Annotated in this window: 10 protein-coding genes; all 10 read right to left on the bottom strand. The window is 29.6% G+C overall.

Going from position 1 to position 12811, the window contains the following annotated elements:
* Positions 1-100 precede the first annotated feature (100 nt).
* The gene (locus KYD98_RS14870) at positions 101-871 is read right to left on the bottom strand and encodes a DUF2087 domain-containing protein (RefSeq protein WP_219780840.1); all 771 of its coding nucleotides are present in this window, start codon (positions 869-871) and stop codon (positions 101-103) included.
* Positions 872-1171: 300 nt separating this feature from the next.
* On the bottom strand, positions 1172-1534 hold the full coding sequence (locus KYD98_RS14865) for a response regulator (RefSeq protein ID WP_219780839.1): 363 nt from the start codon (positions 1532-1534) through the stop codon (positions 1172-1174).
* Positions 1535-1568: 34 nt separating this feature from the next.
* Complete coding sequence (locus KYD98_RS14860; protein ID WP_219780838.1) at positions 1569-4415, bottom strand: response regulator; 2847 nt, start codon at positions 4413-4415, stop codon at positions 1569-1571.
* Positions 4416-4431: 16 nt separating this feature from the next.
* The gene (locus KYD98_RS14855) at positions 4432-5502 is read right to left on the bottom strand and encodes an HD-GYP domain-containing protein (protein ID WP_219780837.1); all 1071 of its coding nucleotides are present in this window, start codon (positions 5500-5502) and stop codon (positions 4432-4434) included.
* Between the two features lie 199 nt (positions 5503-5701).
* Entirely contained in the window at positions 5702-6538 is an 837-nt protein-coding gene (locus KYD98_RS14850; RefSeq protein WP_219780836.1) for an ABC transporter ATP-binding protein, read from the bottom strand.
* A 2-nt stretch (positions 6539-6540) separates the two neighbouring features.
* Complete coding sequence (locus tag KYD98_RS14845; protein ID WP_219780835.1) at positions 6541-7620, bottom strand: FecCD family ABC transporter permease; 1080 nt, start codon at positions 7618-7620, stop codon at positions 6541-6543.
* Positions 7620-8642 (bottom strand): ABC transporter substrate-binding protein, encoded by a 1023-nt coding sequence (locus KYD98_RS14840; protein WP_219780834.1) that lies wholly within the window; start codon positions 8640-8642, stop codon positions 7620-7622. The genes KYD98_RS14845 and KYD98_RS14840 overlap by 1 nt, the downstream gene beginning before the upstream one ends.
* A 116-nt stretch (positions 8643-8758) precedes the next feature.
* Positions 8759-9100 (bottom strand): hydrogenase maturation nickel metallochaperone HypA/HybF, encoded by a 342-nt coding sequence (locus tag KYD98_RS14835; protein WP_219780833.1) that lies wholly within the window; start codon positions 9098-9100, stop codon positions 8759-8761.
* Positions 9101-9337: 237 nt separating this feature from the next.
* On the bottom strand, positions 9338-12037 hold the full coding sequence (locus KYD98_RS14830) for an FAD-dependent oxidoreductase (protein ID WP_219780832.1): 2700 nt from the start codon (positions 12035-12037) through the stop codon (positions 9338-9340).
* Positions 12038-12072: 35 nt separating this feature from the next.
* Complete coding sequence (gene hypB / locus KYD98_RS14825) at positions 12073-12744, bottom strand: hydrogenase nickel incorporation protein HypB (protein WP_219780831.1); 672 nt, start codon at positions 12742-12744, stop codon at positions 12073-12075.
* Positions 12745-12811 lie beyond the last annotated feature (67 nt).

The following is a 12811-nucleotide window of genomic DNA, read 5'->3' as shown; positions in this document are numbered from 1 at the left end:
CTACATTCCTCCAATCATATATTCTATAATTAATTAACTTTTTATAAATATATTCTGTTAAGTACGTTTGTATTACAGATTATATGATTTGTTTTAAGAACTATTCTTTTATCCAATAGCTACTGCAATCATTAGAACGTTCAATAAATCCATATTCTATTAGTGCTCTTCTAATAGAAGCATAATCTTCATATATTCTTTTTAAAACTCTATTTATTTCTTTTTCTGAATATTTCTTTCCCTTTGAAAAGTTCTTAACTACTTCCCCTAGTATTATTATCTTCTTTTTCTCCTTAGATGGATATGTCTTTATAGCTCCATTTTCATCCATATAGTTTTTAATAGTATTTTCTCTTTCTTTATCAGTAATATTATATCTGTCATCTAGAGTAGTTGCTGTTTTATGTGCATCACATATAGACTCTGTATCTAGTTTATTTATCTTTTTCTTTGTTCCACTAGATATAAGCTCCATCATTGCTAGAAATAGTCTTGCTTGCTTTTCTTTTTCACGTAATTTATAACGATGATTTCTTATTGTTGAATGTGCAACCCCTAACTTTGTGGCAATTTCTTTATCCGTTAACCCTGAAGCTATTAAAACTAATAATTCTCTTTGTACTTCAGATATACCAGTAAAAGTATTATTCATTCCTAATAAATACTCTAATGATGAACCATGAATTTTTTCTATATGAAGTTCTGTTGCCTTTTTTGCATCGTAAAACATAGAATCTATTTCATATATTCTTCCTTTTGTAAATTCCTCTTCACAAATAATACACTTATAACTCTCATCCCACTCAATATACCCTCTTTTTACCTCTTCAATCGTTGCATCCCAAAATAGTTCTTTATTGTTTTCATTCATATTACTCAATACCTCTTTCACTTTTATCTATATATTTATATTATGACTATTTTATAATTTTGTCTACATATAAATAAACTTTTTATTATAAAGTTTACATTTATTAATTCTAAAAAAAATAATATCCATTTTTAATGGCTACTATATAATTTAATTTTAATCGTAAAGAGGATTTATTATTTCATATCTTTCATCTGATTTATGATACGCTTCTTCTTAAATAATTCTAAATCTATGTATAATAAAAACCCTAGACTAATCTAATTAATCTAGGGGTTTTTCTGTTAGTATAAATAGTATTTATTTATACTCTTCTAATGTTTTTAATAACTCCTCAGTATCGAAAGGTTTCCTAATATATCCTTTAGCTCCTAGTTCTATACATTGATCTTTTACACTTTCATATCCTACTGCAGATATAATAAATACAACTGCTTTAGGATTAATTTTCATCATTTCAGTTAAAACATCAATACCATCCATTGTGGATTCAGACATATTCAGATCTAAAAATACAATATCTGGACTTTCGCTATTAAATATCTCTATAGCATCTTCTCTACCTGCTGCTTCGAATATTGTATTGAAACCACCTTGTTCAATAATCTTTTTTATAAACATCCTCATAAAAGATGAATTATCAACAACTAAGATCTTTTTCACATCAAAAACTCCTTTATATATGTTTTTTAATTTCCTAGCAAAGTAAGTCTTTTATTTCACCAAAAAATCTAATACATTCATCTATTTCACGTTTTAAAACTGCTTCTTCCAGTTTTATTGCCAATTCATAAATAGAATTTATTCTTAAATTTCCAGAAGAACCTTTTAATTCATGAGCTAATCCCGCTAATTTATTAAAATCACTATTATAAATAGCTTTATCAATATTCTCAAATAAATCTGGTAAATACTTTATATATTCCTCAAGAATTTCTTTTGCATCTTCTTTTTTAAGTCCTGTACTTTGAACAAAATAATTAATATTACTTTCTATAATATTATTATAATCGAGTACTTTACAATTTTCTTTAGTATTATCTTCTATCATATTAAACATAATATCAAAATTAATAGGCTTACTAATATATGCATCCATTCCAGCTTTAATACACTTTTCATAATCACCTTCCATAACATTAGCAGTCATTGCAATAATTTTATTATGCTTTTTCGTCCCTTCAAGCAACCTTATTTTAGATGTACATTCATATCCGTCCATTACTGGCATTTGACAATCCATAAAAATAACATCATAATCTTTTTTTTCTACTGCTTTTAATGCTTCACTACCATCAACAGCTATATCACAAGTCATATTATGAGTTTTAAGCATGCTTATAACAATTTTACGATTCATTTCATTGTCTTCAACCAATAAAATTCTTGGTTTTAATACATTTTTAACTTCTTTAACTATATGTTTTGTTACAACTTGAGGTTCTTCATTCTCTTTTTTTAAACCCAATACTCTAGCTATACACTCAAGTAACTCATCTCTTCTTACAGGTTTACCTAAATATGATGAAAAACCATATTCTTTTGCAAGTTTAGTATCTCCTTTTTGAGTTACTGAAGTTAAAAGTATTAGTTTAATATCATTTGCAAAAGGTATTGTTTTTAATGTAGTTGCAAGTTGATAACCAGTCATATCTGACATTTTATAATTTATAATAGCAATGTTTATTTTGTTTTCTGTATTTGCATTTGTAAGAATTGTAGTAATTGCACTAGTACCATCTTTTGCTTCAAATACTTTTAATCCTATATCTTGAAGATATGAACTAACAATTTTTCTATTATTTGTATTATCATCAGCAATTAAAATATTCATTCCTGCAAACTTTTCAAATGCAAATTTTTGCTTTAATCCTCCATTAGCAATTTTTAATCTCACATTAAATTTAAATGTAGATCCTTCCCCTAATATGCTTTCAACATAAATTTCACCACCCATCATCTTAACCAATTCATTAGATATTGCGAGGCCAAGTCCTGTTCCTCCATACTTTCTAGTGGTAGAAGCATCTCCCTGACTAAAAGATTGAAAAATGGTATTAATATGATCATCATGAATCCCAATTCCAGTGTCCTTTACTTGAAAGTTAATCACAGCTATTCCATTATCTTCTTCTAAAAAATCAACAGTAACAGCAATTTCACCTTTTTGAGTGAATTTTACTGCATTACTTATAAGATTATTTAAAATTTGACTAAGTCTTGAAGGATCACCAATAACTTTTTCAGGAACTTCTGCTTTAATCATAGTATAAAGTTCAATCCCTTTTTCTTCAGCCTTAGGAGCAAGAAGTGAAACTGCATCTTCAATAATATTTCTTAAATTAAACTCAATTTTTTCCATTTTCAATTTTCTAGCTTCAATCTTTGAAAAGTCCAATATATCATTAATAATATGTAATAATACCTCTGAAGCTGCTTTTGCTTCTCGTATAAATTCTTTTTGCTCTAAAGATAAATTAGTTGATTGCAATAACTTTAGAAATCCAAATATTCCATTTATAGGTGTTCTTATTTCATGAGACATATTTGCGAGAAACTGACTTTTAGCTATATTAGCTGTTTCTGCTTGCTCTTTTGCTTTATATAACTCCTTTTCTGCTTTTCTCTGTTCTGTAATATCTTCAGCTGTGCAAACTAGATATTTAATATTACCTGCCTCATCCTTATATGGTTTACTTTTAATTCTAAGCAATCTATTTTCACCTTTATAATTCTTAATTTCAAGATCTTTTTCTGTTAATTCATTTTTTTCAAATAAATCCCAATTATTTTCTGAAAATTTATTTGCAGTTTCTATATCGAATATATCATATAAGTCCTGATATTCTAAATCACTCTTCTTTTTGCCAAAAAACTTTGCATGTGCTTCATTAACAGTTGCATAAGAAGTAACATTACTTAAAGCCCAAATCTGTGATTCAGAGTTATTAAGCAAAATTGATTGTCCATCAAGTATTAATTCATATAATTTTTCCTTTGTAATTCTTGATTTTGCACATGAAAAAGCCTTTGAAATATCTCGTAATATGTTAATTTGTTTTTCATCCCATATTATAGATTTTGATAAACTTTCATATCCTATAAATCCTATTAACTTATTTTGACTTTTTAATGGAATTATAAGAGAAGATTTTATTCCTTCCTTTAAAAAAGCATCAATTGAGAATAGTGCTTCATCTGGTAATTCCTCTATACTATTTATTGCAACAAAATCATTGTTTTTAATTTCACGCATCAACCATGGAAGAGCATAAACCACCTCTTCTTCCTCAATTTTCCTTTTAGGTGAAATGCCTTCTTTATTCCATTGACATTCTATTTTCATAAAAGTAGGATCTTTAGAAAAATAATAAATATAAATTCTATCTAAATTAAAGAATAAACCAATTTTTTCTAATGATCTTTTAAGCTCTACTTGATAATTAATACTATCTAAATCTAAAAATTTGCAGAAAGTCTCATTAATTAATTTAAAGCATTCATTAGAATATTTAATATTTATGTAATCACCTTCACTACTCATAAAGTCCTCCAATAAATTAAAGTTCACAGGTTTTTATAATAAAAAGAGTTAATTCTTTTAATAAATCAATTTCATAAGGTTCTGAAAGTAAATTTCCAATTTTATCATATATAACTTTTACCACAGGCCTAGTTGGCATTGAGTTGTTTTGTCTTACAACTAACCCCTTTTCATTTGAACTTAAAATAACAGCACATCCCGTTGGAAAAGCAGCTATATTGCTAGTAAATTTTTTTACTATTTCTGCATCAAAATAAATATTACTCATACCCACAAGATATTCGATAACCTCAGGTACAGTTTTACTTTTATCCATATTTCTTCCTGATACTAAATTATCAAAAACATCACATATAGATACTATCTTTGCAATTTGGTTTATTTCATTTCCTTGTACTTTTAAAGGATAACCACTTCCATCACTTCTTTCATGATGCATTAAAGCAACTACCTTGACAGCGGCATTCCAAATATACTGTTCCCCTAAAAAATCATAACCAACTCTTGGATGCATTAATTTAATATACTTATCTAATTCTTCTTTCGTCTTAAATTGTGTTAAAAGTTTTTTGTCATTCATGATTTTTATCTTTCCTATATCATGCATTAGGGCACCTGCAGCTATATCTTTAAGCTTTAACATACTATATCCCATATGGATTCCTATTATTGTAGACAATACACAAACATTTACAGAATGCGAATATATATTGTTATCACTTGAACTTATTTCTGCAACATTTATTAAAACATTTTTATTTGATAATATATCCTCAATTACTGAATTCACTGAATTTATAACACTTGTACTATCAGTTTTTCCTTCACGGCAATATTTTTGAACCATATCCTTAACAGCATGTTTACTCATTTGCCTTGTCTTTTCAGAAATACTTTCCTCAATATCTACATCTTTTGATATATCATCATCAATGTATACTGAATTAATTCCCATTTCCTTAATCTTTTCAATATAATAAGGCTTTAATTTTACTCCAACATTAAGTAAAACTCTACCTAGTTCATCATAAATTTGTCTTCCTAAAATTTCATCTCCCTTTAGGCTAGAGACACTAATAAGTCTCATATATACCTCCAACTAAAATAATTAATTTTTTTAGCCATGCACCCTTTCCACAAACATAGTGCAGAAATAATGGTGCGGCATATGACTTTTCTGTAACGACTATTATTTAAATATCTTAGCATACTCTTATATTTTTGACTACACAAAATAATGTGTAAATTTAGGCACATAAAATAATAGATCAAATATTTTTAAACCTTTAATGAGTATGCACTCCTGTAAATCCGTCTTCATGTATATGATCAGTTCCAAGGCCTTTAATATGTTCATGTGTATACATAAATGATACTTGTAATTTTTTATTTACAGGATTAACTCCTACATATGCATTTACACCAAATATCTCTTTTAACATTTTAGAATTTATTACGTCTTCTACTGTTCCAACTTTCTTTATCCTTCCATCTTTCATTACAATTAAATAATCACAATACATAGATGCTAAATTCATATCATGTATAGCTGCTAAAGTAGTTATCTTAAGACTTTTAACTAAGTCCATAAGTTGTATCTGATAACCTATATCTAAATGATTTGTTGGTTCATCTAGTATTAAAAAATTAGTATTTTGAACTAAAGCCCTTGCTATTAAAGTTCTTTGTTTTTCTCCACCTGATAACTCTGAAAAATTCCTATGACTATAATTTTCTAAGCCTACCTTTTTTAGCATTTCCTTAACCATCTGTAAATCATCTTTAGAATAATCTTCAAAAACAGATTTATATGGATATCGTCCCATCTTTACTATTTGTTCAACAGTAAAATCAAAGTGAGTATTACTTTCTTGGGCTAAAACTCCAATCTCTTTTGCACAATCTTTATGTTTTATTTTAACCAATTCTCTATTATCTAATAATATACTTCCACTTGATGGTTTATAAAGTCTATATATATTTTTAAGCAATGTAGATTTTCCTGAACCATTAGGACCTATAACTCCTACAAATGAACCTTTCTTAATATTAAAAGATATATCTTTTAGTATTGCTTTTTTATCTATGCTAAAACTTAAATTTCTAACCTGCACTTTAAACATTACTATTTTCCTCCAAATGAATAATTTTTCTTAGAAATCAAATACAAGAAGAATGGCCCTCCAACTAATGAAGTTATTATTCCTATAGGTATTTCTATTGGTGGGAAAAGACCTCTAGCTACAATATCTGATAATATTAAAAATATAGCACCTATTAATGATGAAAGTACTATAAGTTTTTTATGATCACTTCCTACTATAGTTCTAGATATATGTGGCACTACAAGTCCTATAAATCCTATCGCTCCAGTTATAGAAACTAATGCTGATGTAAGTAATGTAGCTAGTATTAAAATTGTAGATTTTATAAGTTTTATGTTAATTCCAAGTATTATTGCGCTATCATCACCAAGAAGTAATATATCTAGTGATTTAGACATTATTAATACTCCTATCATAACTATAACTAATATAATAAATGGAAATAATAAAACCTCCCATTTGGCACCACCTAAACTACCAACAGTCCAAAACAAAGCAGTTTTAGCTTGATTTGAATTTTCTGCAGAATATATAAGTAAATTAGTAAGTGCCGAAAATATTGTTGATATTGCCATACCTGATAATACTAATCTTGTAGTGGACGTTGTTTTTCCCATTTGAGTACCTATAGCAAAAACTAATATTCCTGATATAAGAGAGCCTACAAATGCTCCTGCTCCAACACTATTTATCCCAAGTGATGACACCCCACCTAAAACTATAACAAAAACAGCACCACAAGATGCTCCTGATGATATACCTAATATATAAGGTTCAGCTATTGGATTTTTAGTGATACATTGCATAAGGACTCCACAAATGGCAAGTCCTGCTCCACATATAAATCCTAGTAATACTCTAGGAAACCTTATTTCCCATATTATATTTTGTGTCATTATACTTCCAATATCACTATAAACTGCTCCATTTGTTAATTTACTAAGTAGTATTTTATATACTTCTCCAGGTTTAATATACGTACTACCTACAGCTATTGCTGCAACTATTATAACTACTAATATTAAGCTTAAAGCTATAAGCCAAAGTAAAAAGCCTTTCTTTTTAGAAAGGCTTTTTTTCTCCTCTAAAGCTACTTGCATTACTTATTTTCTCCAAAAAAATATTCATACATTTGCTCAATAAGCTTAGGATTTCTAACACCTGGAGATAAATCAGCTAATCCTACAACATATATTTTGTTATTTTTTATAGCAGGTACATCTTTAAGCGCAGGATGTGCTTTCAAGAAATCTATTTTTTCTTGTACTGGTTCTCCTGCCATAAAGTCAGTTACTAATATAACTTCTGGATTCTCTGCTACTATACTTTCCCATGAAACATGTATATAAGGCTTGTTTGCATTCTTAGCAAACACATTTTTTCCACCTGCAAGGTTTATTAAGTTATTAGCAAGCCCTGCTCCAACTACCATTGCATCATTTTGACCTGAATCATATACCATCATTTTCACTCTATCTTCTTCTTTTATATCCCCAACTTTATCAGTCACAACTTTTATATCACTTTTCATTTTAGTTATTACGTCTTTAGCTTTATCTTGTACTCCGAATATTTTTCCTAATAATTCAAAATCCTCATAAACAGTCTCTACTGTAGAGTCTGCCCTATAAGACTTAGCCATAAATGGGGTTATATCTTTTGATATAAGTTCATCAGGCGCTCCTGTAGTTTGTTCACTTATAGATGAATCCCATCCACTTACAAAATCTGCACCGGTTGCTATAAAAGCTTCTTTAGATACAGAATGACCTTCTCCAATTTTAAGTACTGGTATTTTATTATAAGCCTCTTCAAATTCTGGTAATATAGGATTATCTAAAAGAGCTGTTCCCACCATTCTATCCCCTAAACCTAGTGCTAATAGCATTTCTGTCATAAATTGAGATAATGTTACTGCCTTTTGTCTTGGTGATTTTACTGTTACATCATAATCTTTAGCACCATCTGAATATACAAATTTTACTGTTTCAAAATTACTTTCATGAACTTCAGCATTTGTTTTTTTTACATTATCTTTTCCATTATTAGAACATCCTACTGCACTTACAGATAATGTAGCTATTGTTAATGTTATTATAAATTTTATCAGCTTATTATTCATCCCTATTTTCTCCTCCTTAATTATGTTACTTAAATATAAAAAATTCGCTAAGTTACTGTGGAACGTGAATTTTTTCCAAATGTAGTGCATGAACAATGGTGTGGCCTTCTAACAGTTTAACAAGCAACTACCTCCTTAATCATAAACTCTTTTCCACCTAATATATCAAAATCTGTACTTTGGCAGTATGGACATTTACCATCATTCTCTATAAGATTAAAAACTTTACTACATTTTTTACATATACCATTCCCTGGTAATATTTCAATTTTCAATTTTGTGTTCTGTAATAATGTACCGTCCACAGCTGCTGGATAACATGATTCAATATATCTTGGAATTATGGATGATAGCTCACCAATTTGGAGCACCAGTGTATCTATTTGGGTTAATGAATTTTTTCTTGCGAAATTTTCGATAGTTTTAACAACTTCAATTACAACTCCTAATTCATGCAATTAGCCTCACCTCGCTTATATAAATTTAAGGAACATTCAAAATAATAACAAGTCAATATGCTACTCTATTTCGTGTCATGTTGCGTCAGCATAATTCTCTAATATCTCGCTATTAAATCTTTATGTTTCCTTGTCTGACGCAAAATATACATCGCATTTTGGACTTGTTATTTTCTTTCATGTGCCTAAAAGCGAGAGAAACATAGTTCTCCCATCTTTTATTTTGTATAATTTATATTATTTGTCTTTTTCACTATAAAACATTGATTTTAATGCTTTTACTGGTTTTTTCATTACAATTCTCACCTTACGTTTTAATGCATATTTTACAATTGTAGATTTCATATCTTTAAATTCTGGATTTTGCTTGTCATACTTTCGTACAAGTTTAATTGCGTCATATTTACATTTTGTAGTACATACACCACATCCTAAACATAAATATTGATCTGCAACTGTTGCTCCACAACCAAGGCATCGCTGTGTTTCTTTTTTTACTTGTTCTTCTGTAAATGTACCACGTAAATCTTTAAAGGTTTCTTTAGATTTATTTGAGATAATATTCCTTGCTTTTTGTCTTGGAATATTATCATATCCTTCAATAACAAGATTTGATTTATCAAAAGCACGATATTCTCTCTTAATTCGTCCAAGAGTTAAACTTTGTCCTGGTTGAACATAACGATGAATTGAAATTGCCCCTTCCTTACCTAAAGCAATTGCGTCAATAGCAAACTTAAGTCCTGTCAACGCATCTCCACCAGCAAATACATCTGGTTCTCCTGTCTGTAAAGTAAATAGATCAGCTTTAATTGTCTTATTAGGATTTAACTCCATTTTAGAATCTTTTAATAATTCACCCCAATCCATTGCTTGACCTACCGAAATTAACACATTATTTGCTTTTACTGTTTTAGTTTCGTTTTCATTAAATTTAGGATTAAATTTTTTATCTTTATCAAAAACAGAAATACATTTTTTAAATTCTACACCTATAACATGTCCATTTTCCATGATAATGCGCTTTGGTCCCCATGAATTATTAATACTAATGTCTTCTTCTAATGCTTCTTCAATTTCTTCATCAAGAGCAGGCATTTCTTCTCTGCTCTCAAGGCAATACATATGAACTTTTAATGCACCAATACGTGTAGCAGTTCTAGCAACATCAATAGCAACATTTCCTCCGCCAATTACAATAGTTTCTCCTTCTATTTTCAAATTTTCGCCTAAATTTACTTTACGTAAAAACTCTACACCAGTAATTACCCCATCGGCATCTTCACCCTGAAGTCCTAATTTCCTACCCATTTGAGCACCTATTGCAAGATAAAATGCTTTAAATCCTTGATCTCGTAAATCATTAAGACTTACATCTTTACCAACTTCAATACCAGTCTTAAACTCAACACCTAATTCTTTTAAAATATCAATTTCTGCATTTACCACGTCTTTTTCCAATCTAAAAGAAGGTATTCCTAGTACCAACATTCCACCAAGTAGTTTTTGTTTTTCAAATACAGTTACCTTATAACCATCAATAGCTAAATAAAAAGCACAAGAAAGTCCTGAAGGACCTGCACCGATAACAGCAATTTTTTTCCCATATTGATGTCTTTTTTCAGGTATATAACGAATATCTTTATTCAAATCCTGCTCTGCAATAAATTTCTTGATATCATCAATAGCAATCGGATCATCAATATCTCCTCTAGTACAAGCTGATTCACATTTTCTTGGACAGATACGTCCACATACTGCTGGAAATGGATTTTCATGTTTAATAAGTTCTAGTGCTTCAGTATACCTTCCTTGAGATGCCAACTTGATATACCCCTGAATGCCTATATGAGCAGGACATTCTGCTTTACAAGGACTTGAACCTGTATCTACAACAACTTTTCTGTTGGTACGATAATCAATATTCCATTTCTCCGGACCCCATTCTGTATCATAAGGAAGTTCTCTTTTCTTTTCTAGAATAGGTGTTTTGGTACAAATTTTTTGACCTACTTTTAATGCCCCCGTAGGACAATTTTCAACACATTCTCCACAAGCAACACATTTCTCTGTATCTACTTGTGAAACATAATTTGAACGTACCATATCATGATTTACAAACATATTAGCAATTCTCACTGCAAAACACCCACACCCACAACAGTTACAAATCGCATGAGTTTTTCCTGGTCCATCTGTATTTGGTATATTATGCATCAACCCATTTGCTTCAGCTTTTTTAATAATTTCAAAAGCTTCTTCACGAGTAATCTGTCTTCCTCTACCTGTACGAATATAATATTCAGCAGCATGTCCTAGTTGAATACACATATCTTCCTTTAAGTGACCACAGCCTTCTCCCATAACTTCTCTTGCTGTACGACAAGAACAATCAGAAACTGAAAAAATAGTATTTTCATTAAGATATTTGGAGACTTCCTCATAAGATGCTCTTCTAGTTTCACCTGAAATAGATTGTTCAATAGGGATAACACGCATAGGACCAGAACCTACTGGAACATTACCTGCCGCTTTCGGGCCTCTTAATTTTCCATAATCATCAAAAGCCTTTCCGATTTGAGGATACTTTTTAACATTTTCCTTGTTGTTAACCATCATTTCCATGTGACCTGGAACCCAAATCTCATGCCAATATTTATCAACCCCATCAATTTTATTAACAAAAGCGGCCCCAGCCATTGCTAATTCCCATAAAAGCTTTTCTGTTTCTTCTACAGATTTACTACATAAAGGAGCGATTTCCTTAGCACTCATCGGTTTGCGTAATTCAAGGCAAAGAGCTACTTCTGCCATTTCTTCTGTAATAACGGGTTCCAGAATTTTATATTCAGGATCTTCTGGCATAATTTCTGTTTTTGAACCACGTTTTTTATTACTAATTTTATTTGCCAGATCAAGCACTTTTTCTTTTACCATATACATTTGCCCCCATATTAAATTTTATTATGTTACTATTTTTTATTCCAAATTTCTACTTCAGTACGTATCCAATCAACCCATTCATCAATTCCCTCTCCATTTTTAGCAGATATCGGGATTATTTTAATATTTGGATTTAATTTTGTTGCATACTTCTTAACTGCTTCTAAATCAAATTCAAAATAATCCATAGCATCAATCTTATTGATTAATAATACATCAACAATTGAAAACATTAATGGATATTTTAACGGTTTGTCATCTCCTTCTGGTACACTTAAAATCATAGCATTTTTTGATGCACCAGTATCGAATTCTGCTGGGCACACTAAATTGCCTACATTTTCTAAGATTGCAAAATCAATCTCTTCTGTTCCTAGTCCATCTAACCCTTGTTTTGTCATATCTGCATCTAAATGACACATTCCTCCTGTATGAAGTTGTATTACTTTAGCACCTGTTTTAGATACAGTATTAGCATCTACATCTGAATCAATATCTGCTTCTAAAATTCCTATTTTCATTTCATCTTTCAAAGCTTCAATAGTTCTTAAAACAGTTGTTGTTTTGCCTGAACCTGGTGATGACATTAAATTTAATAAAAAAGTTTTATCTTTTTTTAATTCTTTTCTAAGTAGTTCTGCTTGTCTATCGTTATTTTCAAAAACACTTTTCTTAATCTCAATAACTTTATACTTGTCCATACTATTTCTCCCCCCACATTGTTAAATTCTATATTTTTAATTCAAAACATAAAAAATATTATTCCAT

The organism is Clostridium weizhouense (assembly GCF_019431045.1).
GTDB classification, from domain to species: domain Bacteria; phylum Bacillota; class Clostridia; order Clostridiales; family Clostridiaceae; genus Clostridium; species Clostridium weizhouense.
The sequence above is the reverse complement of the archived record's forward strand: the minus strand, read 5'-3'. Positions and strand labels throughout refer to the sequence as shown.